Origin of the sequence: Agromyces sp. S2-1-8 (assembly GCF_021129215.1) — a bacterium.
GTDB classification, from domain to species: domain Bacteria; phylum Actinomycetota; class Actinomycetes; order Actinomycetales; family Microbacteriaceae; genus Agromyces; species Agromyces chromiiresistens.
This window is the reverse complement of record NZ_JAJOLP010000001.1, coordinates 2483286-2504733: the sequence shown is the minus strand read 5'-3', so window position 1 is coordinate 2504733 and position 21448 is coordinate 2483286. Positions and strand designations below refer to the sequence as shown.

The window sequence follows — 21448 nt, the reverse complement described above, 5'->3', positions numbered from 1 at the left end:
CGTGGCGAGGGAGGCCGAACCGGGAACGGCTCAGCGTCGGCCCTTGCGAGGTCGCATCAAGTCTACGACCTTCTGGGCGGCCTCGCCGACGTCGTGGTTGACGACCTGGTGGTCGAACTCGTCGACGGCGGCCAGTTCGACCTTCGCCGTCTCGAGTCGACGCTGCTGCTCGGCGGCCGTCTCGGTGCCCCGGCCGACGAGCCGGCGCACCAGCTCGTCCCAGCTCGGGGGCAGCAGGAACACGAGGGTCGCGTCGGGCATCGCACGTCGCACCGAGCGTGCGCCCTGGATGTCGATCTCGAGCAGCACGCTCTGGCCGGCGGCGATCGCCTGCTCCACCGGCTTGCGAGGGGTGCCGTAGCGGTACGCGTTGTGCACGGTCGCCCACTCGAGCAGTTCGCCCGCCTCGACCATGCGGTCGAACTCGGCGTCGTCGACGAAGTAGTAGCTCTCGCCCTCGACCTCGCCCGGCCGCGGCGCGCGCGTGGTCGCCGAGACCGAGAGCCGGACCTCGGGGTGGTGCTGGCGGATGTACCCGGCGACGGTGCCCTTGCCGACCGCGGTCGGCCCCGCGAGCACCACGAGACGATCGCCGGTGCCGCCGTGGGCGGCGACCCACTCGGCGATGAACTCGCGCAACCGACGTCGCTGCAGGCGGCCGAGGCCGCCGAGACGCTTCGACGTCGAGATCTCGAGGTCCTGCATGATGCGGGCCGACTTCGTCGCGCCGATCGCGGGGATCGACGTCAGGAACTCGGTGACCCGGAGTCGCCCCTCGACGCCCTCCGGCTCTTCGTAGGCGACGCGGAGGACATCGAGCGGGCTCCTTCGCGAGGCGGCGACCTCGGCCTTGACGCCCGCGCGCGCCCGTCGCGCGGCGACGGCGGCGCGCGAGGCTGCGACGCGGTCGACCTCGGGCGGGTTGGCGGCGGTGACGGGACGATCAGACATCGATGGCGCCGATCTCGTCGATGCGGCGCGCGACGGCGTCGGCGAGGCCGTCGGGACCGGCCGAGAGCAGCGACCGCGACTCGCTCACGATGACGCCTGCCGAGAGGGCGCCGAAGATCGCGCGCAGGTCGCGGACTTCGCCGCCCTGGTGGCCGAACCCGGGAGCGAGGACCGGGAGACCCGGCCGGGGCACGTCGCCGTGCACGTCGATCCCCGCTGCCGAGAGGTCGACGGTCGCGCCGAGCACGAGGCCGATCGAGGCGAACTCGCGCTCCGCCGCGTCGGGACGACCCTGGTTCCAGCTCGTCACGCCCGAGGCGATCGCGCCGGCGACCGTCGACCCCTCGCGGCTCGACTGGGTGAGCACGGCGCGCTGGATGGCGGCCGCCTCGGGGTTGGAGGTCGCCGCGAGCACGAAGAGCCCCTTGCCCCATCGCTCGGCCGCGCCCATGACCGATTCGATCGACCCGAGGCCCTGGAAGGCGCTGATCGTCATGGCATCGGCCTCGAGCGACGAGCCGGGCCGCAGCCACGCCTCGCCGTAGGCGTCGACGCTCGTCCCGATGTCGCCGCGCTTCGCGTCGGCGATCACGAGGAGCCCGGCGTCGCGCGCCTCGGCGAGCACGCGCTCGAGGGCCGCGTAGCCGGCGGCGCCGTGCCGTTCGAAGAAGGCGACCTGCGGCTTGACGATGCCGGCGCGTCCGGCCGCGGCATCCACGGCGCGCAGCCCGAATTCGCGGACGCCCGCTGCCGAGTCGTCGTAGCCCCACGCCGACAGGAGCGAGGCGTGCGGGTCGATGCCGACGCAGAGCCGACCGTAGGCCGCGAAGACGGCGCCGAGCCGCTCGCCGAACGGGATGAGCTCGTCGGTCACGCCGTCTCCTCCCGCTTGCGGGCGTAGTCTTGCAGGCTCGTCACTTCGAAGCCGCCGTCCTTCGCGTCGAGCGACGCCACGGCGGCCGACAGTTCGGCGATGGTCGTGAAGAGGGGGATGTCGGCGGCCACGGCCGCGGCACGGATCTCGTAGCCGTCGGCGCGCGAGCTGCGACCGCTCGGCGTGTTCACGACGACGTCGACCTCTCCGCGGTGGATGAGCTCGACCACGCTCGTCGCGTCCGCGGTGGGCTTGTCGTGGAACTTCAGCACTTCGCTCGCCCGGATGCCGTTGCGACGCAGCACCTCGGCGGTGCCCTCGGTCGCGGTGATCTCGTAGCCGAGCTGCTGCAGGCGGAGCACCGGCAGGATGATCGCGCGCTTGTCGCGATCGGAGACCGAGACGAAGACCGTGCCCGAGTCTGGCATGCCGCCGTAGGCCGCGAGCTGGCTCTTCGCGAAGGCACGCGGGAAGTCGCGATCGATGCCCATGACCTCGCCGGTCGAGCGCATCTCGGGGCCGAGGACCGAGTCGACCATGATGCCCTCGCGGGTGCGGAACCGGTGGAAGGGCAGCACGGCCTCCTTCACGGCCACCGGTGCGTCGAGCGGGACGCGCGACCCGTCGGACGCGGGCAGCATGCCCTCTGCGATGAGCTCGGCGACGGTCGCGCCGACCATGATGCGGCTCGCGGCCTTCGCGAGCGGAATGCCGAGCGCCTTCGACACGAACGGCACCGTGCGACTCGCGCGCGGGTTCGCCTCGAGCACGTAGAGCACGCCCGCGCCGATCGCGAACTGCACGTTGAGCAGGCCCTTCACGCCGACGCCCTCGGCGATCGCGCGCGTCGCCTCGCGCACGCGGTCGACCTCGGCGCGGCCGAGGGTCACGGGCGGCAGGGTGCAGCTCGAGTCGCCGGAGTGGATCCCGGCCTCCTCGATGTGCTCCATGACCCCGCCGATGTAGAGATCGGTGCCGTCGTAGAGCGCGTCGACGTCGATCTCGATCGCGTCGTCGAGGAAGCGGTCGACGAGGAGCGGATGGCTCGGCCCGACGATGCCCTGACCCTCGATGCGAACGAAGTAGTCGGCGAGCGAGGCCGTGTCGTAGACGATCTCCATGCCGCGTCCGCCGAGCACGTAGCTCGGACGCACGAGCACCGGGTAGCCGATGCCCTCGGCGACCTGCTGGGCACCGGCGAGATCGATCGCGGTGCCGTTGCGCGGCGCGAGCAGCCCGGCGCTCTCGAGGATGCCGGAGAAAAGCCCGCGCTCCTCGGCGAGGTCGATCGCGTCGGGAGTCGTGCCGAGGATCGGCACGCCGGCCGCCTCGAGGCCCTTGGCGAGGCCGAGCGCCGTCTGGCCGCCGAGCTGCACGACCACGCCGACGAGCTCGCCCGTCTGCGACTCGGCGTGGATGACCTCGAGCACGTCCTCGAGCGTGAGCGGCTCGAAGTAGAGGCGGTCGCTCGTGTCGTAGTCCGTCGAGACCGTCTCGGGGTTGCAGTTGATCATGATCGTCTCGAAGCCCGCGGCCGAGAGCGCGAAGGACGCGTGCACGCACGAGTAGTCGAACTCGACGCCCTGGCCGATGCGGTTCGGACCGGAGCCCAGGATGACGACCTTGCGACGCTCGCTCGGCTCGACCTCGGTCTCGACGTCGTAGCTCGAGTAGTGGTACGGGGTGAGCGCCGGGAACTCGCCCGCGCAGGTGTCGACCGTCTTGTACACCGGTCGGATGCCGAGGATGTGGCGCACCTCTCGTGCGTCCGCCTCGCTGCCGAAGCCGCGGAGCTCGGCGATCTGCGCGTCGGAGAACCCGTGGTCCTTCGCGAGCAGCAGCGTGTCGTGATCGAGCGCCTCGGCGGCCGCCACGTGCGCCGCGACCTCGTTGATGAGCACGATCTGGTCGAGGAACCAGGGGTCGATCTTCGTCGACTCGAAGGCCTGCTCGATCGTGGCGCCCTTGCGGAGCGCCTGCTGCACGAGGACGATGCGCCCGTCGGTGGGGACCGACGCGAGCTCGAGCAGCTCGTCGGCCGAGCGCTCCTCCTCACCCCAGTGGAAGGACGAGCCGCGCTTCTCGAGGGAACGCAGGGCCTTCTGCAGCGCCGTCGAGAAGTTGCGGCCGATCGCCATCGCCTCGCCGACCGACTTCATGGTCGTCGTGAGGGTCGGGTCGGCGGCCGGGAACTTCTCGAACGCGAACCGCGGAACCTTGACGACGACGTAGTCCAGCGTCGGCTCGAAGCTCGCGGGCGTCACGCGGGTGATGTCGTTGGGGATCTCGTCGAGCCGGTAGCCGATTGCGAGCTTCGCGGCGATCTTCGCGATCGGGAAGCCGGTCGCCTTCGACGCGAGCGCGCTCGAACGCGACACTCGCGGGTTCATCTCGATGACGATGATGCGGCCGTCGGCCGGGTCGACCGCGAACTGGATGTTGCAGCCGCCGGTGTCGACGCCGACGGCGCGGATGATGTCGATGCCGATGTCGCGGAGCTTCTGGTACTCGCGGTCGGTGAGCGTGAGCGCCGGGGCGACGGTGATCGAGTCGCCCGTGTGCACGCCGACGGGGTCGACGTTCTCGATCGAGCAGACCACGACGGTGTTGTCGTGGGTGTCGCGCATGAGCTCGAGCTCGTACTCCTTCCAGCCGAGGATCGACTCCTCGAGGAGCACCTCGGTCGTGGGCGAGTCGTGCAGGCCCTGCGTGACGATGCGGACGAGGTCGTCCTCGGTGTAGGCGAAGCCCGAGCCGAGGCCGCCCATCGTGAACGACGGGCGCACGACCAGCGGGTACCCCAGGTCTTCGGCGAACGCCTTCGCCTCGTCGAGCGTCTTGGCGACGTGCGAGCGGGCGACGTCGGCGCCCGCCTCGATCACGAGGTCCTTGAAGAGCTGGCGGTCCTCGCCCTTGCGGATGGCCTCGACCTTCGCGCCGATGAGCTCGACGCCGTGCTTCTCGAGGATGCCGGCGTCGTGCAGCGCGATCGCGGCATTGAGCGCGGTCTGCCCGCCGAGCGTCGGGAGCACCGCGTCGGGGCGCTCCTTGATGATGATCTGCTCGATGATCTCGGGCGTGATCGGCTCGATGTAGGTCGCGTCGGCGAAGTCGGGGTCGGTCATGATCGTGGCCGGGTTCGGGTTCACGAGGATGACGCGGACGCCCTCGGCACGGAGCACCCGGCACGCCTGGGTGCCGGAGTAGTCGAACTCGGCCGCCTGGCCGATGACGATCGGTCCGGAGCCGATGACGAGGACGGAGTTGATGTCGTCGCGCTTGGGCATTAGTTGCCTGCCTCCTGGCTGGTCTCGGTGGTTGGCGACTCGCCCTGGGCCTGTCGAAGGACGACCATGTCGCGGAACCGGTCGAAGAGGTAGTTCGCGTCGTGCGGGCCGGCCGCCGACTCGGGGTGGTACTGCACGCTGAATGCGGGGATGTCGAGGCAGTTGAGTCCCTCGACGACGTTGTCGTTGAGGCCGATGTGGCTGACCTCGACGCGCCCGAAGCCCTCGCTCGACTCGCTCACCGCGTCGATCGGCGCATCCACGGCGAAGCCGTGGTTGTGGGCGGTGATCTCGACGCGACCCGTCGCGCGGTCGAGGACCGGCTGGTTGATGCCGCGGTGCCCGAAGGTCAGCTTGTAGGTGCCGAAGCCGAGCGCCCGGCCGAGCAGCTGGTTGCCGAAGCAGATGCCGAAGTACGGCACGCCGGCGCGCAGCGCGGTGCGCAGGATCTCGACGTGCTGGTCGGACGCCGCGGGGTCGCCGGGGCCGTTCGAGTAGAAGAGCGCGTCGGGCTGCATCGCGAGGATCTCGTCGGCGGTCGCCGTCTGCGGGAGCACGTGCACGTCGAACCCGCGCTCGGCGAGGTAGTGCAGGGTCGACGTCTTCACGCCCAGGTCGAGCACGGCGACCGAGCCGACGCGCTCGCCCTCCGCCGGCAGGGTGTAGGGCTCCGCGGTCGAGACGGCGGCCGACAGGTTCTGCCCCGCCATCTCGGCACCCGACTGCACGACGGCGAGCTGCTCGCCGGCGCTCAGGCGCGCATCGTCACCGGAGAAGATGCCCGCCCGCATGGCGCCGGCCGAACGAAGGTGCCGGGTGAGCGCGCGGGTGTCGATGCCCGAGATGCCCACCACGCCGGAGCGCACGAGGTCGTCGTCGAGGCTCCGCTGCGAGCGGAAGTTCGACACGACCCGGGAGGGATCGCGGACGATGAAGCCGGCCACCCAGATGCGGTTCGATTCCTCGTCGTCGTCGTTCATGCCCGTGTTGCCGATGTGCGGCGCCGTCATCATGACGATCTGCCCGGCGTACGACGGGTCGGTCAGCGTCTCCTGATAGCCGGTCATGCCGGTGGCGAAGACGGCCTCGCCGACGGTGCGCCCGCGGGCGCCGTAGGCACGGCCCTCGTAGCGGGTGCCGTCCTCGAGGACGAGCACGGCCGGCTCTGACATTGGGGTGGCGGTCTCAGTCATCCGAGGCCTCGCTCTCGTGTTCCGGCCGCGGCGCGTCGGGCGCGGCGGCGATGTCGTCGATGGCCCGGATGATCCGGGCCTGGTCGCCCGGGTACCGGGCGCGGAGGTAGCTGTCGACGCGGGGAGGTTCGGCCTCCGCGTCGTCGAGGGCGGCGATCCAGCCGACGGCGATGAGGCCCTCGGGTTCGACCGCACGGTCGATCGCGTACGTCGCCGTGGACGCTCCGATCAGCTTGTCGGCCGGGATGAAGGTGACCGGCTCCCCCGCGATGCGGAGGACCAGCCCCTCCGGCACGATCTCGACACGTCCCGACCCGCGGAACGCGAGGCCGGGGATCGCGAGCCGCTCGAGCGGCTCGCCCGCCGGAGTCGTGGCGACGTAGAGCACCTCGGACTCGAGGGTCGCGACGCCGAGGTCGGCGGGCACCGGGTGCGCCGACAGCGTCGCGTCGCGTCGCGTTCGTCGGCGCCACGATCGGAGCACGAGCCAGGCGACGAGCGCGATGACCGCGACGGCGACGATCGCGCCGATCACCTTATCCATGCGCGCCTCCTGCGGCCTCGGCCGCGAGTCGCGCGACCTCGTCGGCCGGACGCGCACGTCCATCGAGGCAGGTCGCGTAGCCCGCATGGAAGGTCGCGACCACGCGACCGGGCAGGGTGCGGCCGAGGTAGGGCGAGTTCACGCTGCGGCCGGCGAGCCGGTCGAGGTCGAACACGCCGCTCGACTGCGGGTCGTAGAGCGTGAGCTCGGCCGCGGCGCCGGCGGCGATCGCTTCGCCGTGCCCGCGAAGCCGGCCGATGCGGGCGGGCGCCTGCGACAGCACCCGGGCGACGTCGGCCCAGCCGATGAGGCCGGTCTCGACCATCGCCGCGTGCACGACCGGCAGCGCCGACTCGAGCCCGACCATGCCGTTGGCCGCGGCGTCCCACTCGCTCTCCTTCGCCTCCACCGGATGCGGGGCGTGGTCGGTGGCCACGATGTCGATCGTGCCGTCGGCCAGGGCCTCGCGCAGCGCCAGCGTGTCCTCGGTGCGGCGCAGCGGGGGGTTCACCTTGAAGCGCGGGTCGTACCCGGCGACGAGGTCGTCGGTGAGGAGCAGGTGGTGCGGTGTGACCTCGGCGGTGACGTCGATGCCGCGGGCCTTCGCCCAGCGGATCACCTCGACCGAGCCGGCGGTCGAGACATGGCAGACGTGCAGGCGGCTGCCGACGTGCTCGGCGAGCAGCACGTCGCGCGCGATGATCGACTCCTCGGCGACGGCCGGCCAGCCGGTGAGCCCGAGCTCCGCCGAGAGCGGACCCTCGTTCATCTGCGCGCCCTCGGTGAGCCTCGGCTCCTGGGCGTGCTGGGCGATGACGCCGTCGAACGCCTTCACGTACTCGAGCGCGCGGCGCATGAGCAGCGGGTCGAAGACGCAGAAGCCGTCGTCGCTGAACACCCGCACGTTCGCACGCGACCGCGCCATCGCCCCGAGCTCGGCGAGTTCCGCGCCCTTGAGCCCGACGGTCACCGCGCCGATCGGCTGCACCGTCGCGAAGCCGGCGGCACGACCGAGGCTCGCCTCCTGCTCGACGACACCGGCGGTGTCGGCGACGGGGAAGGTGTTCGCCATCGCGAACACGGCGGTGAACCCGCCGACGGCCGCGGCCTGGGTGCCGGTCAGCACGGTCTCGCTCTGCTCGTAGCCGGGCTCACGGAGGTGCGTGTGCAGGTCGACGAGTCCGGGCAGTGCCACGAGGCCGTCGGCGTCGTGGACCGTCGCGCCCGAAGCATCCGTGATGGTGCCGACCTCGGCGATGACGCCGTCCGACAGCAGGATGTCGGCGCGTTCGCCGCTCGGCAGCGTGGCGCCGGTGATGAGGTGGCGCTCGCCCATCAGACCTCACCCCGTTCGCCCGACAGCAGCAGATAGAGCGCGGCCATTCTCACTGATACTCCGTTCGCGACCTGTTCTCGCACCGTCGACCGCGGCGAATCCGCCGCACGGGCCGAGATCTCGAGCCCGCGGTTCATGGGGCCGGGGTGCATGACCATCGTAGTCGGCGGCAGCGCGTCGAACCGGGCGTCGTCGAGCCCCCACGTGCGGGTGTACTCGCGGCTGTTCGGGAAGAACGCGGCGTGCATGCGCTCGGCCTGGATGCGCAGCATCATGACGACGTCGGGCGAGCTCGCGAGGGCGGCGTCGAGGTCGTAGCCGACCACGGCGGGCCAGGAGCCCGTCGCGACGGGAACGAGCGTCGGCGGCGCGACGAGTTGGACCTCTGCACCGAGGGTGTCGAGCAGCCACACGTTCGAGCGGGCGACCCGCGAGTGCAGGATGTCGCCGACGATGACGACGCGCACGCCGTCGAGCCCCTTCCCGCGCGACGCGGTGCCGTGCAGGCGCCGGCGCATGGTGAAGGCGTCGAGCAGGGCCTGAGTCGGATGCTCGTGCGTGCCGTCGCCGGCGTTGACGACGCCCGCGTCGATCCAGCCGCTCGTCGCGAGCGTGTGCGGGGCGCCCGACGCGTGGTGCCGGATGACGACGCCGTCGGCGCCCATCGCCTGGAGGGTCTGGGCGGTGTCCTTGAGGCTCTCGCCCTTCGAGACGCTCGAGCCCTTCGCGCTGAAGTTGATCACGTCGGCCGAGAGCCGCTTCGCGGCGGCCTCGAACGAGATGCGGGTGCGGGTCGAGTCCTCGAAGAAGAGGTTCACGACGGTCTTGCCGCGCAGCGTCGGGAGCTTCTTGACCTCGCGCTCCTGCACGGCGGCCATGTCCTCCGCGATGTCGAGCAGGGCGATCGCCTCGTCGCGTGCGAGGTCGCGCGTGCCGAGCAGGTGCTTCATTCGTCGCCCCCCTCGATCGTGACGGCGTCGTCGCCGTCGGTCTCGACGAGGCGCACGTTGATGCGCTCGCGCGTCGAGCTCGGGAGGTTCTTGCCGACGAAGTCGGCGCGGATCGGGAACTCGCGGTGCCCACGGTCGACGAGCACGGCGAGGCGCACCGCGCGCGCCCGGCCGAGGTCGGCGAGCGCGTCGAAGGCGGCGCGGATGGTGCGACCCGAGTAGAGCACGTCGTCGACGAGCACGACCGTCTTGCCGTCGATGCCGCCCGGGGGCAGCTGCGTCGGCGAGGGCGTGCGGGTGCGGGTGCGGCCGAGATCGTCACGGTACATCGTGACGTCGACGGCGCCGGCGAGCACCGCGGGCTCCGGCGCATCTGGTTCGATGCGCGCGATGGTCTCGGCGATGCGGCGGGCGAGGAACACGCCGCGCGTCGGAATGCCGAGGAGGACGAGATCGCGGCTCCCGCGATTCGATTCGAGGATCTCGTGCGAGATGCGGGTCAACGCCCGCTGGATGTCAGCCTGACTGAGCACAGCACGTGCCATCAACCGACTCCCTTCTCCGCCTCTCAGGACGGCCTTAAAGGTTGCCAAGTCCAGCAAGTCTACCGGGTCGGCCGCACGCAGCATGTCGCGGCGCGGCCGCACCGCGGTGCGCCGGACTGTCGCGGTGCGACGGTCGGCGCTAGGGTTCGGGCATGCGACGGCACCCTTCGAGACCCTGGTGCGTGGTCGCCGCCCTCGCGGCGGCGGCATGGGCCTTCTTCCTGCTTCCACCGCAGCAGGCGGTGTGGTCGGGCGCGGATTCGCCCGACTGGCTCGCGGCACTCGACGACTCCGCCGTCTACGACGCGCTGCGGTCGGCGCTCGCCTCGATGGGATGGGGCGACTTCTACCTCGTGTTCGGCGCCGCCTCGGCCCTGTCGTTCGTGCTCGTGTGGCTCGCCACGGGCCCGGCCTTCGCGGCGCTCGGCTGGACCGGACGGGTGCTCGGCTGGCTCGTACTGGCCACTGCTCCGATCACCGCGCTCTCGTACGCGAACCATCCGCTGGACGCCCCGTGGCACGCGATCTGGGGCGCGGAGCTGTTCGCCCTCCTCGCGATCGGCGTCTGGGCGATCGTCGTCGCCCTGGCGAACGGCCGCGGTGCACCGCTCTGGGAGCGGCTGCTGCTCGCGGCGACGCTGCCGATCATCGTCGGCTCGACGGTGCTGCTCACGTACTGGCCGCACGGCAGCCTGGTCGGCCTCGGCCTCGTCGCCGCCGCCCTCGCGGCCTGGGGCGAGCGTGCCGACGATGCCGACGCCGGAACGGCTCCCGCACGGGGCGGGAGCCGTTCGGGCTCGGGCGATGTCGGCCGGGGCGGTACGGCCCGTGCGCTCAACGGCGGCGGATCGGGCGCGTGAGCGCACCAGCGGCCACGACCATCGCCGCGGCCACGAGCACGACGTCCTTGAGGATGTACTGGGCCGTGAGCGTCGGCCCGGCGGTGCTGAAGAGCTCGCCGGTGAAGAAGACGAGCGGCGAGAAGATGCCGACGAACGTCGCCGCGAGGGCCAGCAGGCCGATGCGCAGGAACCAGCCGGTGATGAAGGTGAGGCCGACGAACACCTCGAGCGCGGCCGTGAGGGCCATCGCCGCGTAGCCGTCGACGATGCCGAACGAGAGCGCGTTCCACGTGCGCGTCACGAGTTCGTCGACGGGGCTCGCGCCGGGGATGAACTTGAGTGCGCCGAAGACGGCGAACACGAGTCCGAGCGCGATCCGCAGGGCCGGCGCTCCGGTGCGGGCGAAGAAGCGCTGCAGCACGGCCTGGGCCGCGTCGGCGCGCTCGAGGACGTGGTCGAGGCCGGCGGTCGGTGCGGTGCGACCGGTGCCGAGAGTGGTGGAGGACATGACGGAGCCTTTCGGTTCTGGGTGATGGGATGCACGCCGAGGGGGCGACGGTTCCCCATCCCATCGCGGGCTCGGGTCGCCGTCGCCCGGAGTACCGCTGAATCCCGCTCGGGGCGGACACCGAGCCCGCGCTCGGGGTCGGCCTCGCACTCCCCCCGTTCACGGGCCGCGGCCGTGGCACCGTCGGTGGTGGAATCGTGCATGGCCGACGTGATGATCGCCGTGACGCCGTTCCACGGTCACGCCGCTCCGATGGCCGCGGTCGCCGCGGCGTTCGTCGAGGCCGGCCACTCGGTTCGCGTCGACACCGGCGAGGCGTATGCGGCCCGATTCGAGGCGGTCGGCGCGGAGGTGCTGCGGTGGCGGACGGCGCCGGACTTCGACGAGCACGACCTCGCGGCGACGTTCCCCGCGCTCGCCGGCCGGAAGGGTCCCCGGCAACTGCTCCTCAACGTCGAGCACCTCTTCGTGCGCACCGGTTCGGGGCAGTTCGACGACCTGCGCGCGGCCTTCGCCGCGCGCCCATGGGACGTCATCGTCGCGGAGTCCACGAGCCTCGGGGCGGCACTCGTGGCCGAGTCGACGGGCACCCCGTGGGCGACGGTCGCACTCACGCCGCTCACGTTGCCGAGCATCGCGCTGCCGCCTCCGGGGCTCGCCCTTCGGCCCGCTCGCGGTGGCCCGGGCCGCGCGCGCGACCGCCTGCTGCACCGGGTCGCCCGGCTCGTGACGAGGCCCATCCAGCGGGCGTACGCCGAGCAGCGGCTCGCGGCGGGACTCCCGCCGACCGCGACGACGTTCGACGAGGCGTGCTACTCACCGCAGCTCGTCTGCGCGAACGGCGTCGCCGAGCTCGAGAACCCCCGCCCCGAGGCATCCGGTCGCCTTCGTTCCGTCGGCCGGCTGGCCCGACCGGGCGACGACGACCTCGAGCGGCCGGATTGGTGGCACGAGGTGCCGCCCGCGTCGCATGGGCGGGCGCCGGCGTCGACCTGCACACGAGGCGGCCGACGGCGCGAGCGGTCGCCCGCGCGGTTCGCCGGCTCGCACGGGACCCCGCGTACCGGGTGAACGCGCGTGCGATCGGTCGGTCGCTCAGGACACACGACGCCCCTCGCGAGGTCGTCGAGCACACGATGCGGATGCTTCGGGGCGTCCGCGACCCGCGGGCGTGAGCGGCGATCGAGCCGCCGAGTGCGGTATGGCGGCGGCGGCGGAGATCAGGCCTTGGCGTGCGAGACCGCGGCGAGCAGCCCGTTGACGAAGCCGGCGGAGTCGTCGGTCGACAGCACCGTCGCGGCCTCGACCGCCTCGGCGATCGCGACCGGGTCGGGCACCTCGTCGTTGTAGACGATCTCCCAGACGCCGATGCGCAGCAGGGCGCGGTCGACCGCCGGCATGCGCTCGAGCGTCCACCCGCGCGAGTGGGTCTCGATGAGCTCGTCGATCTCGGTGCGATGGTCGACGATGCCGTCGACGATCTCGCGCGCGTAGAGCCACGAGGCGGCCCGCTCGGGCTCGTTCGCGGCCTTCTCCGCCTCGACGACGAGCATCTGCTCGACCGGCACCTGGCGCATGTCGGCCGAGTACAGCATGTCGAGCGCGCGCTTGCGCGCCTTCGTGCGTGCGCTCACTAGTCGTTCACGCGGCCGAGGTAGTCACCCGTGCGGGTGTCGACCTTGACCTTGGTGCCCGTCTCCAGGAAGAGCGGCACCTGGATCTCGTAGCCGGTCTCGACGGTCGCGGGCTTCGTGCCACCCGTCGAGCGGTCGCCCTGCAGGCCGGGCTCGGTGTAGGTGATCTCGAGCACGACCGACGCGGGAAGGTCGACGTAGAGCGGGTTGCCGTTGTTCAGGGCGATGGTGACGGCCTGGTTCTCGAGCATGAAGTTCGCGGCGTCGCCGACGACCGTCGCGGGCACGGTGATCTGGTCGTAGTCGGTCGCGTCCATGAACACGAAGCCGTCGCCGTCGTTGTAGAGGTAGGTGAAGTCGCGGCGGTCGACGTTCTCGATGTCGACCTTCGCGCCGGCGTTGTAGGTGCGGTCGACGGTCTTGCCGCTGACGACGTTCTTCAGCTTGGTGCGCACGAAGGCACCGCCCTTGCCGGGCTTGACGTGCTGGAACTCGATGACGCTCCAGAGCTGGCCGTCGATCGAGAGGACGACGCCGTTCTTGATGTCAGCGGTGCTTGCCATGCGTATACGATCCGTTCGGTTGCGAAGAGGCTCGGCCGGAGATCGGCCCGAGAGAGTTCAGTCGGTCGAGTTTAGTCGCTCGGCTCCGGCAGCGCCAACGCGCGCGGGCCGCAGGCGGATGCCTCGTGCCGGGCCTGCGCCGATGACCTACGCTGACGGGATGATCGCACCTCCCCGACGCGGCCCCCGGCCGCAGGTCTCCACCGAGGGCCCGCAGCGCCAGCTCACCCAGCAGGCTCCGCCCGAGATGTGGGGGCGGCTCGTCGCGGCCGTGTTCGCCCTCGACGGCGTCGTCGAGGGCCACAGCCAGGTGTCGCCGATGTCGTCGCGCGCGGTGTTCCTCACCGAGGTCGAGACCGCAGGCTCCCCCGAGACCTCGCTGTTCCCCGACGGCCGGCTCGAGCCCGTGCACCTGCACGGAGTCTCCGACACCTCGATGCACCTGGTGCTGCCCGCCTGGCGCGGGGCTCGGTTGACCGAGCTGGGGTGGGCCGAACCCCACCAGTACGAGGACCACGGGACGGAGTACATGGTCTACGGTCCGCGCGACGAGGCCGAACTCGCGGTCGTCGTGGCGATCGTCGTCGAGAGCCTCGACTTCGCTCGGGGCGGCTGAGCGACGGCCGGCCGGCCGGCATCGGGTCAGCCGTCGGCCTGGCCCTCGATCGCAGCGATGAGCCGGCGCACCGCGGTCGCGTAGCCGGCGACCCCCTCGCCGACGACGTGCACCACGGCCACGTCGGCGACGTACGAGTGGTGGCGGAACGGCTCGCGCTGCATGACATCGGAGATGTGCACCTCGGCGACGGGCAGTGCGACGCCCGCGAGTGCGTCGCGGAGCACGACCGACGTGTGCGTCAACCCGCCCGGGTTGATCACGATGCCGGCGCAGTCGGCGCGCGCATCGTGGATGGCGTCGATGAGCACGCCCTCGTGGTTGCTCTGCACGGCCCGGACGTCGAAGCCGAGCACTGCCGCCGAATCCTCGACCAGCCGCTCGACATCGGCGAGCGTCTCGGTGCCGTAGACCTCGGGCTCGCGGGTGCCGAGCAGGTTCAGGTTGGGTCCGTTGACGAGCAGGAGCCGACGCCCGGTCATGCCGCGGGTCCCTTCGGGGCAGTGGTGTTCGTCATCCGGGCAGCCTACCGCTGCCGCGCGCGTCGGCCCGTTCTGCCCCGCGGTCCGCCGATGCTCACCGACTCGCGCACCACCTCACTCCGCGGGCTGCGGCTCCCCCTGATCCTCAGCGTGGTACTGCGCGAGCAGTTCGCGCTCCCGCTGGGCGTTCGGGAACTTCCAGATGACGAGCACCGCGCCGATCAGCACCGCGATGATGCCCGCGAGGTACGCCCAGTCCTGCCCCTGCTCGAACGACTGCTTCGCCCCCTGGATGATGGCATCGGAGTACTTCGGGTACTGCTCGGCGATGTCGGTCGCGCTCGCGAACGACTTCGTCAGCTGGCTCTGCACCGAGCTCGTGATCTGGTCGGCGTCGGGCGAGCCCTTCATGAGCGCGGTCGCCGACGCGGCGTAGCCCGCGGTGAGCAGCGCACCGAGGATCGACTGCATGATCGCGCCGCCGAGGTCGCGCTGCAGGTCGGCGGTGCCCGAGGCCATGCCCGCACGTCGCACCGGCACGGCACCGGTGAGCGACCTCGACGCCGGCGTGCCGGCGAGCCCGACGCCGGCGCCGACGAACGCGTAACCGAGGCCGACCACCCAGTACTGCGCGCCCTCGCGCCAGAGCAGCAGCATCGTCAGGAATCCGAGGAGCACGCCCGTGTAGCCGAGCAGCAGCGTGAAGCGGGCGCCCCGCGTCTCGACGAGCTTCGCCGACCGGGGTGCGAGCAGGACCATGAAGATCGCGGCCGGCAGGATCGCGAAGCCCGATTCGACGGTCGTGTACCCGAGCACGTTCTGCAGGTACTGCTGGCCGATGAACATGGCGCCCATGAGCGAACCGAACACGATGATCCCCGCACAGGCCGCGACCCAGAAGATCGGGCGAGCCGCGATCGCCAGATCGTACAGCGGGTTCTTGGCGAGGCGCTGGCGGATGACGAAGCCGATGAGCGCCGCCGCGCCGATGATCGACAGGCCGAGCACGAGGGTGCCCGAGTTCGGTACTGCCGCGAAGTTGATCGCCAGGATGAGGCCGCCGACCATGAGGGCCGAGAGCAGGCCACCGAGGTTGTCGACCCGCTCGGTCGACTCGTTCACGTGCGCGGGCACGAACTTCAGCACCATCGGCACCGCGACGACGATCAGGGGCAGCGTCACGAGGAAGACCGACCCCCAGGAGAAGATCTCCAGCAGGAACCCGGAGATGAGCGGCCCGAGCGCGGAGATGGCGCCGCCGATCGCCGACCACAGCGCGATCGACCTGGTGCGTTCGGCACCCGACCACAGGGCCGTGATGAGCGCGAGGGTCGTCGGGTACGCCATGCCCGCGGCGAGGCCGCCGACGATGCGGGCGATGATGAGCACCTCGATCGTCGGCGCGAACGCCGCGACGAGGCAGGCCGGCAGCGAGAGCAGCACGCCGATGAGCAGCATCGACTTCCGGCCGTAGCGGTCGCCGACCGCGCCGAGCCACAGCACCGACGCGGCGAGGCCGAGCGAGTAGCCCACCGCGACGAGGTTGAGCTCCGTCTGGGATGCGTCGAACGCCTTGCCGATGTCGGGCAGCGCCACGTTCGCCACGGCGAGCGGCAGGTTCGCGACCGCCGCCACGAGGATGAGCGTGACGAGTGTCGCGCCCGTGGCCGTCTTCTTCATCGTGCTGCTCATGCCGTTCCCCCTCGGGCGCCCCTGCGCGGGCGCCAGTCTGGCACCGACGTCACGGGGCCGGCATCACGCGATCTCTGTGAATCGCGGCGGGGCGTTCAGCTCGCGATCTCCTGATAGGCGGCGAAGAGCAGCGACTGGTCGGGCGCCAGCATGACGGTGGGCTTCGCGAGGTCGTCGAGCACGATGAACCGAAGCTGGCCGGCTCGTGCCTTCTTGTCGCGCTGCATGGTCGCGAGCAGCGTGTTCCATCGCCCGGCCGGGTAGCTCGTCGGCAGGCTGAGCAGGTCGAGCACTCGCTTGTGGCGGTCGGCGACCTCGTCGGAGAGGCGGCCCGAGAGCCGTCCGAGCTCCGCGGCGAACGCGAGTCCGACCGACACCGCCGCGCCGTGCCGCCACTGGTAGCGCTCGGCATGTTCGACCGCGTGGCCGAGCGTGTGCCCGTAGTTCAGGATCTCGCGCAGGCCCTGCTCGGTGAAGTCCTCGGAGACCACGTCGGCCTTCATGCGGATCGACAACTCGATCACGCGACGGAACTCGGGCGTCGACGGGTCGGTGGCCCGCTCGGGGTCGGCCTCGATCGTGTCGAGGATCTCGGGGTAGCGGATGAAGCCGGCCTTGACGATCTCGGCGAACCCGGCGAGGATCTCGTTCTTCGGCAGGGTATCGAGCAGGTCGAGGTCGCAGATCACCTCGGCGGGGGCGTGGAAGACGCCGACGAGGTTCTTGCCCTCGTTCGTGTTGATCCCCGTCTTGCCGCCGACGGCGGCGTCGACCATGCCGAGGACGGTGGTCGGCACCTGCACGACGCGCACGCCGCGCAGCCACGTGCCGGCGACGAAGCCCGCGAGGTCGGTGATCGCTCCACCCCCGAAGCCGACGATGGCATCGCTGCGCGTGAAGTCGGCCTGGCCGAGCACCTGCCAGCAGAAGGCCGCGACCTCGATGCGCTTTCCGGCCTCGGCGTCGGGCACCTCGGCGAGCAGCACCTCGAACCGGTCGGAGAGCGATTCACGCAGTTCGGCGGCGCGCGCGCCGAGCGTCGCCGGGTGCACGACGAGCACCTTCTTGACCGCCGATCCGAGTGCGTCGGCGATGCCGGCGGTGACGCCCCGTCCGATGATCACGTCGTAACCGGACTCGCCGCCGACCCGGATGCTCGTGCGCTCGTCGCCTGCGGTCATCGTGCTCCTCCGAAACGCTCGGTGATGTCGTCGACGATCCGCGCGACCGAGCGGCGCGAGGTGTCGATGGCGAGGTCGGCGACCGCCTCGTAGAGCGGTCGGCGCGCCTCGAGGATCGCCGCCCAGGCCTCGATGCCGCCGGCCGCGATCAGCGGCCGGTTGCCCCCGGTGAGCCGCGGCGTCACCGCCTCGCGCGAGACCTGCAGCCACACGACCGGCAGCGACGCGAGATCGTCGCGGGTGTCGGCGTGCAGCACGGCGCCGCCTCCGAGCGACACGACCGCCTCCTCGCGGAGCGCCTCGGCGACGACCTCGCGCTCGACGATGCGGAAGTACTCCTCGCCCTCGCGGTCGAAGATCTCGTCGATCGGGCCGTAGCGCTCGGCGATGCGCACGTCGGTGTCGACGAACGGCGCCCCGGCGTCGTTCGCGAGCCGCTGTCCGACGCGCGACTTGCCGGCGCCCATCGGCCCGACGAGCACGATCGGCAGCGCGAGGCGTGCGCGCTCAGACACCGGCGACCGTCGCACCGGTCGCGCCCTGGGTGCGGAGTGCTTCGGGGATGGCGGTGAGGTACGACTCGAGGTTGCGGCGCGTCTCGACGACGGAGTCACCGCCGAACTTCTCGAGGACGGCGTTCGCGAGGACGAGCGCGACCATCGCCTCGGCGACGACGCCGGCCGCCGGAACCGCGCAGACGTCGGAACGCTGGTGGTGCGCAGGAGCGGGCTCCCCCGTCGCGACGTCGATCGTGGGCAGGGCGTGGGGCACGGTCGCGATGGGCTTCATACCGGCACGTACGCGCAGGACGGTGCCGGTCGACATGCCGCCCTCGGTGCCGCCGGCCCGATCGCTGGCACGTTCGATCCGCCCGTCGGCGAGGTGCAGTTCGTCGTGCGCGGCCGACCCGCGACGACGCGTGGTCTCGAACCCGTCGCCGACCTCGACGCCCTTGATCGCCTGGATGCCCATGAGTGCGGCCGCGAGCTGGGCGTCGAGCCGACGGTCCCAGTGCACGTGCGACCCGAGTCCGGGCGGCACACCGTAGGCCAGCACCTCGACGACGCCGCCGAGCGTGTCACCCGACTTGTGCGCGTCGTCGACCTCGGCGACCATGCGGGCGCTCGTGTCGGCGTCGAAGCAGCGCAGCGGGTCGGCATCGACCGCTGCGAGGTCGGCCGGCAGGGGCAGCGCCGCGTCGTCGGGCACGCGCACCGGGCCGATCGAGAGCGTGTGGGCGATGGTCGTGATGCCGAGCTCGGCGAGGAACGACTTCGCCACCGCGCCGAGGGCGACCCGGGCGGCGGTCTCACGCGCGCTCGCCCGCTCGAGCACGGGGCGCGCCTCGTCGAAGCCGTACTTCTGCATGCCGACGAGATCGGCGTGTCCGGGGCGCGGGCGGGTGAGCGGTGCTCCGCGGCCACGACCGAGCTTCGCCGGGTCGATGGGCTCAGGGCTCATGACCTCCTGCCACTTCGGCCACTCCGTGTTGCCGACGCGCAGCGCGATGGGGCTGCCGAGGCTGAGCCCGTGACGCACGCCGCCCGAGATCGCCAGCTCGTCCTGCTCGAACTTCATGCGGGCGCCGCGGCCGTAGCCGAGCTTGCGGCGCGCGAGATCGTCGCGGATGAGATCGAGTGAGACGGGGGTGCCGGCGGGAAGACCCTCGAGGATCGCGACGAGCTCAGGGCCGTGCGACTCTCCGGCAGTGAGCCAACGGAGCATGCCTTCTATACTTCCACAGCGTCAGCGCACGGCTTCGCGCATGACGCGGAGCACGTCGTCCTCGTCGGGCAGCTCGGTGAACGGGTCGCCGTGCACGAACACGCGCACCTGCAGCAGCGCCTGGTGCAGCAGCATGCCGAGTCCGTGCACCACTCGCCCCGATCGCGCGAGCCAGGCCGCGCCGAGGGTGCTCGGCCACGGGTCGTAGGCCACGTCGAGCAGCACGCTGCCGTCGACGAGTACGGCCGACGGCGCGACCCCGAGGTCGGAGCCGCCCGGCACGGTCGCGATCACGAGCTCGGCATCACCGGCGCCGAGCTCCGCGAGCGCGTCGATCGGAAGCTCGTCGACGACGACCCCTGCACGCCGCCCGAGGTCGCCGAGCGCCGCGGCCGAACCCGGTCGGCGCACGAGCACCCGCACCTCACGGGCGCCGAGCTCGGCCATCGCGATGAGTGCCGATGCCGCCGTCGCACCCGCGCCGATGAGCGCACCCGTGCGGACCCGGCCGACGCCCGACTCCCCCAGCGCACGCACGATCCCGCCGACATCGGTGTTGAAGCCCCGCCGCACACCGTCGTCGAAGACGACGGTGTTGGCCGCCCCCGTCAGCCGTTCGAGCTCGTCGACCTCGTCGACGAGCGCCAGCACGTCCTGCTTGAGCGGCATCGTGAGCGACAGGCCGCGCCACGAGTCATCCAGCCCGTCGATGAAGCCCGGCAGTCGCTCACCGGTCATCTCGACCGCCGTGTACTCCCAGTCCAGGCCGAGCCGCGAGTAGGCGGCGCGATGCAGCGCCGGACTCTTCGAGTGCGCGATCGGCGACCCGAGCACCGCGAGGCGAGCGCCCGGTCGAGAAGGCAGCGGCTCAGCCATACTCGGGGTGGTCCTCCATCCAGGCGAGCCACTTCTCGACGGCGGCATCGTGCTCCTCGACGGTCGAGGAGAAGATCGTCTCGCCGGTGTCGAGGTTCCACGTCACGAAGAACAGCCACGGTCCGTCGGCGGGATGGACCGCCGCATCGATGGCGAGGTCGCCGGGGTTCGAGATGGGGCCGACCGGCAGGCCGGGGTGCACGTACGTGTTGTACGGGTTCGACGCGTCCTCGCGCTCGGCGTCGGTCGTCGTGACGAGGTGGGTGTTGCCGGTGCCGTAGGCGACGGTCGCGTCGGACTGCAGCAGCCCGCTCTCCCACTTCGCCGGGTCGAGCCGGTTGAGGAAGACGCGGGACACCTTGTAGTAGTCGTCCTTGAGGCCCGCCTCGCGCTGCACGAGGGCGGCGAGCACGATCGTCTTCCAGCGGTCCTCGGGGGCGACCCCCGCCTCGTCGAGCGCCTGGAACTGCCGGTCGACGAGCGTCTGCAGCACGGCACGGGCGTCGGCGTCTGGGTCGAGCGTGTACGTCGCCGGGAAGAGGAATCCTTCGAGGCTCTTCGCCTCGGCGGGCAGCCCGTACGACTGCGGCGACTCGGCCGCAGCGGCCTCGAGCTCCTCGAGCGGGATGCCGGTGCCCTCTGCGATCCTCGGCAGGGCGTCGACGGTCGCGGTGCCCTCGGGGATCACGAAGGTGTTCTCGAGCTTGCTCGCCGGGTCTTCGAGGGCGTCGAGCGCGGCCTGGGCGCTCATCTTCTCGGCGAGCTTGTATGCGCCCGGGTAGAAGATCGGCGACGGGTCGGCGTCGGCGACCGCCTCGAGGAAGGCGTCCTCGCTCGCGACGACCTTCTCGGCGACGAGGTTCGTGGCGATCGACTCGCCCGTGTCGCCCTCGTGGATCATGAAGACGACCTCGCCCGTGCCCTGGCCTTCGTAGTCGGCGGCGGGCTGGAACCGCTCGATGACGGCGTTGATCGGGCCCTGCAGGAAGAAGAAGGCGCCGACGCCGAGACCCGCGACCACGAGGAGGCCGATGAGGCAGCCCCAGCCTCCGCGGCGACGGGGCTTCTCGTGCCCATCGGGTTCGTGATGGTCGAAGGATGCCGCGGCGCGGCGTTCGGCGCGGGTGGGCTTGCGCCGCGGCGGCTCGGGTCCGTCGCCGGTCTCGGGCCCGCCGAGCAGCGCCGCGAAGGCGGCGGCCGGAGCGTCGGGCGCGAGCGCGGTGGCGTCGGTCTGCGACGCGCCGGGTGCCGAGACCGGGGCGATCGACGGCACCGGGCCCGACGCCGCTGCGGCGGCGGAGACCGGCGCCGCGAACTGCTCGGCCACGGCCGAGAGGCCCTGACTCGTCGGGGCCGGTCCGGTCGGCGGCGTGGTCGGCGCGGGACCGGTCGCCGTGGGCCCGTCCCACGGCGCGGCCGTTCCGGCGCCGGTCGGTGCTGCGGCGGGGGCGGGGCCCGTCCAGGGCGCCGCCGGGGTGGGACCGGTCGAGGGGGCGACCGGCGCGGCGCCGTTCGATGTCGCGGCTTCGACGGCCGCCCGGCGCTGTTCGGCCTCGCGGGCTTCTCGACGGGTCATCTGCCGACCCTCGGGAGGTCCGTCGGGGGCCGCGGATCCCGGTGCGGGCTCGACGGGTGCAACCGGCCGGTCC

At 71.7% G+C, this 21448-nt stretch carries 21 protein-coding genes; 3 read left to right on the top strand and 18 right to left on the bottom strand.

Annotated elements, in window-relative coordinates; translation table 11 throughout:
• Window positions 1-30 precede the first annotated feature (30 nt).
• The 8 genes from gmk to pyrR are packed head-to-tail and all read right to left on the bottom strand — an operon-like array spanning window position 31 to window position 9683.
• Window positions 31-951 (bottom strand): guanylate kinase, encoded by a 921-nt coding sequence (gmk, locus tag LR269_RS11415; RefSeq protein WP_231430903.1) that lies wholly within the window; start codon window positions 949-951, stop codon window positions 31-33.
• A complete protein-coding gene (gene pyrF, locus LR269_RS11410; RefSeq protein ID WP_231430902.1) occupies window positions 944-1825 on the bottom strand; it encodes an orotidine-5'-phosphate decarboxylase in 882 nt (293 codons plus the stop codon). The genes gmk and pyrF overlap by 8 nt, the downstream gene beginning before the upstream one ends.
• A complete protein-coding gene (carB, locus tag LR269_RS11405) occupies window positions 1822-5112 on the bottom strand; it encodes a carbamoyl-phosphate synthase large subunit (RefSeq protein WP_231430901.1) in 3291 nt (1096 codons plus the stop codon). Before carB ends, pyrF begins: the two co-directional genes overlap by 4 nt.
• The gene (gene carA, locus LR269_RS11400; RefSeq protein WP_231430900.1) at window positions 5112-6305 is read right to left on the bottom strand and encodes a glutamine-hydrolyzing carbamoyl-phosphate synthase small subunit; all 1194 of its coding nucleotides are present in this window, start codon (window positions 6303-6305) and stop codon (window positions 5112-5114) included. The genes carB and carA overlap by 1 nt, the downstream gene beginning before the upstream one ends.
• Window positions 6298-6849 carry a hypothetical protein gene (locus LR269_RS11395; RefSeq protein ID WP_231430899.1) on the bottom strand — a complete coding sequence of 184 codons (552 nt, stop codon included), beginning with the start codon at window positions 6847-6849 and terminating at the stop codon, window positions 6298-6300. The genes carA and LR269_RS11395 overlap by 8 nt, the downstream gene beginning before the upstream one ends.
• Window positions 6842-8185: a dihydroorotase gene (locus tag LR269_RS11390; protein WP_231430898.1), complete on the bottom strand. Its 1344-nt coding sequence runs from the start codon at window positions 8183-8185 to the stop codon at window positions 6842-6844. Before LR269_RS11390 ends, LR269_RS11395 begins: the two co-directional genes overlap by 8 nt.
• On the bottom strand, window positions 8185-9135 hold the full coding sequence (locus LR269_RS11385; protein WP_231430897.1) for an aspartate carbamoyltransferase catalytic subunit: 951 nt from the start codon (window positions 9133-9135) through the stop codon (window positions 8185-8187). The genes LR269_RS11390 and LR269_RS11385 overlap by 1 nt, the downstream gene beginning before the upstream one ends.
• Window positions 9132-9683, bottom strand: a complete 552-nt coding sequence (pyrR, locus tag LR269_RS11380) for a bifunctional pyr operon transcriptional regulator/uracil phosphoribosyltransferase PyrR (RefSeq protein ID WP_231430896.1) — start codon at window positions 9681-9683, stop codon at window positions 9132-9134. The genes LR269_RS11385 and pyrR overlap by 4 nt, the downstream gene beginning before the upstream one ends.
• Window positions 9684-9832: 149 nt before the next feature.
• Here pyrR and LR269_RS11375 point away from each other — a divergent pair, with 149 nt between their 5' ends.
• Window positions 9833-10540: a hypothetical protein gene (locus LR269_RS11375; RefSeq protein WP_231430895.1), complete on the top strand. Its 708-nt coding sequence runs from the start codon at window positions 9833-9835 to the stop codon at window positions 10538-10540.
• Here the strand turns inward: LR269_RS11375 and LR269_RS11370 are convergent.
• Window positions 10515-11030: a DoxX family membrane protein gene (locus LR269_RS11370; RefSeq protein WP_231430894.1), complete on the bottom strand. Its 516-nt coding sequence runs from the start codon at window positions 11028-11030 to the stop codon at window positions 10515-10517. The genes LR269_RS11375 and LR269_RS11370 overlap by 26 nt on opposite strands.
• A gap of 201 nt (window positions 11031-11231) precedes the next feature.
• On the opposite strand from LR269_RS11370, the gene LR269_RS11365 reads away from it, so the two are divergent.
• Window positions 11232-12101: a hypothetical protein gene (locus LR269_RS11365; RefSeq protein WP_231430893.1), complete on the top strand. Its 870-nt coding sequence runs from the start codon at window positions 11232-11234 to the stop codon at window positions 12099-12101.
• Between the two features lie 149 nt (window positions 12102-12250).
• Here LR269_RS11365 and nusB read toward each other — a convergent pair whose 3' ends face one another.
• Window positions 12251-12664 (bottom strand): transcription antitermination factor NusB, encoded by a 414-nt coding sequence (gene nusB, locus LR269_RS11360; protein ID WP_231430892.1) that lies wholly within the window; start codon window positions 12662-12664, stop codon window positions 12251-12253.
• Window positions 12664-13227 carry an elongation factor P gene (efp, locus tag LR269_RS11355; RefSeq protein WP_231430891.1) on the bottom strand — a complete coding sequence of 188 codons (564 nt, stop codon included), beginning with the start codon at window positions 13225-13227 and terminating at the stop codon, window positions 12664-12666. Before efp ends, nusB begins: the two co-directional genes overlap by 1 nt.
• 160 nt (window positions 13228-13387) lie before the next feature.
• On the opposite strand from efp, the gene LR269_RS11350 reads away from it, so the two are divergent.
• Window positions 13388-13843: a luciferase family protein gene (locus LR269_RS11350; RefSeq protein ID WP_231430890.1), complete on the top strand. Its 456-nt coding sequence runs from the start codon at window positions 13388-13390 to the stop codon at window positions 13841-13843.
• A gap of 26 nt (window positions 13844-13869) precedes the next feature.
• On the opposite strand, the gene aroQ is transcribed toward LR269_RS11350, so the two are convergent.
• From aroQ to mltG, 7 genes are all read right to left on the bottom strand, one after another.
• A complete protein-coding gene (gene aroQ, locus LR269_RS11345; RefSeq protein ID WP_231430889.1) occupies window positions 13870-14325 on the bottom strand; it encodes a type II 3-dehydroquinate dehydratase in 456 nt (151 codons plus the stop codon).
• A gap of 114 nt (window positions 14326-14439) precedes the next feature.
• Window positions 14440-16017, bottom strand: coding sequence for an MFS transporter (locus tag LR269_RS11340; protein ID WP_231430888.1), 1578 nt, complete (start codon window positions 16015-16017; stop codon window positions 14440-14442).
• Window positions 16018-16112: 95 nt separating this feature from the next.
• The gene (aroB, locus tag LR269_RS11335) at window positions 16113-17198 is read right to left on the bottom strand and encodes a 3-dehydroquinate synthase (RefSeq protein WP_231430887.1); all 1086 of its coding nucleotides are present in this window, start codon (window positions 17196-17198) and stop codon (window positions 16113-16115) included.
• Window positions 17195-17713, bottom strand: a complete 519-nt coding sequence (locus LR269_RS11330) for a shikimate kinase (RefSeq protein ID WP_231430886.1) — start codon at window positions 17711-17713, stop codon at window positions 17195-17197. Before LR269_RS11330 ends, aroB begins: the two co-directional genes overlap by 4 nt.
• Window positions 17706-18923: a chorismate synthase gene (aroC, locus tag LR269_RS11325; RefSeq protein ID WP_231430885.1), complete on the bottom strand. Its 1218-nt coding sequence runs from the start codon at window positions 18921-18923 to the stop codon at window positions 17706-17708. The genes LR269_RS11330 and aroC overlap by 8 nt, the downstream gene beginning before the upstream one ends.
• 21 nt (window positions 18924-18944) lie before the next feature.
• Window positions 18945-19799: a shikimate dehydrogenase gene (locus tag LR269_RS11320; RefSeq protein WP_231430884.1), complete on the bottom strand. Its 855-nt coding sequence runs from the start codon at window positions 19797-19799 to the stop codon at window positions 18945-18947.
• On the bottom strand, window positions 19792-21375 hold the full coding sequence (gene mltG, locus LR269_RS11315; protein WP_231430883.1) for an endolytic transglycosylase MltG: 1584 nt from the start codon (window positions 21373-21375) through the stop codon (window positions 19792-19794). The genes LR269_RS11320 and mltG overlap by 8 nt, the downstream gene beginning before the upstream one ends.
• Window positions 21376-21448 lie beyond the last annotated feature (73 nt).

Coding starts and splice junctions, on each gene's coding strand:
- LR269_RS11390 (WP_231430898.1), bottom strand. CDS start 8,185: ATGGGCGAGCGCCACCTCATCACCGGCGCCACGCTGCCGAGCGGCGAA.
- LR269_RS11370 (WP_231430894.1), bottom strand. CDS start 11,030: ATGTCCTCCACCACTCTCGGCACCGGTCGCACCGCACCGACCGCCGGC.
- aroC (WP_231430885.1), bottom strand. CDS start 18,923: ATGCTCCGTTGGCTCACTGCCGGAGAGTCGCACGGCCCTGAGCTCGTC.
- mltG (WP_231430883.1), bottom strand. CDS start 21,375: ATGACCCGTCGAGAAGCCCGCGAGGCCGAACAGCGCCGGGCGGCCGTC.
- carA (WP_231430900.1), bottom strand. CDS start 6,305: ATGACTGAGACCGCCACCCCAATGTCAGAGCCGGCCGTGCTCGTCCTC.
- LR269_RS11375 (WP_231430895.1), top strand. CDS start 9,833: ATGCGACGGCACCCTTCGAGACCCTGGTGCGTGGTCGCCGCCCTCGCG.
- aroB (WP_231430887.1), bottom strand. CDS start 17,198: ATGACCGCAGGCGACGAGCGCACGAGCATCCGGGTCGGCGGCGAGTCC.
- aroQ (WP_231430889.1), bottom strand. CDS start 14,325: ATGACCGGGCGTCGGCTCCTGCTCGTCAACGGACCCAACCTGAACCTG.
- LR269_RS11320 (WP_231430884.1), bottom strand. CDS start 19,799: ATGGCTGAGCCGCTGCCTTCTCGACCGGGCGCTCGCCTCGCGGTGCTC.
- carB (WP_231430901.1), bottom strand. CDS start 5,112: ATGCCCAAGCGCGACGACATCAACTCCGTCCTCGTCATCGGCTCCGGA.
- gmk (WP_231430903.1), bottom strand. CDS start 951: ATGTCTGATCGTCCCGTCACCGCCGCCAACCCGCCCGAGGTCGACCGC.
- LR269_RS11365 (WP_231430893.1), top strand. CDS start 11,232: ATGGCCGACGTGATGATCGCCGTGACGCCGTTCCACGGTCACGCCGCT.
- LR269_RS11340 (WP_231430888.1), bottom strand. CDS start 16,017: ATGAGCAGCACGATGAAGAAGACGGCCACGGGCGCGACACTCGTCACG.
- LR269_RS11385 (WP_231430897.1), bottom strand. CDS start 9,135: ATGAAGCACCTGCTCGGCACGCGCGACCTCGCACGCGACGAGGCGATC.
- efp (WP_231430891.1), bottom strand. CDS start 13,227: ATGGCAAGCACCGCTGACATCAAGAACGGCGTCGTCCTCTCGATCGAC.
- LR269_RS11350 (WP_231430890.1), top strand. CDS start 13,388: ATGATCGCACCTCCCCGACGCGGCCCCCGGCCGCAGGTCTCCACCGAG.
- LR269_RS11395 (WP_231430899.1), bottom strand. CDS start 6,849: ATGGATAAGGTGATCGGCGCGATCGTCGCCGTCGCGGTCATCGCGCTC.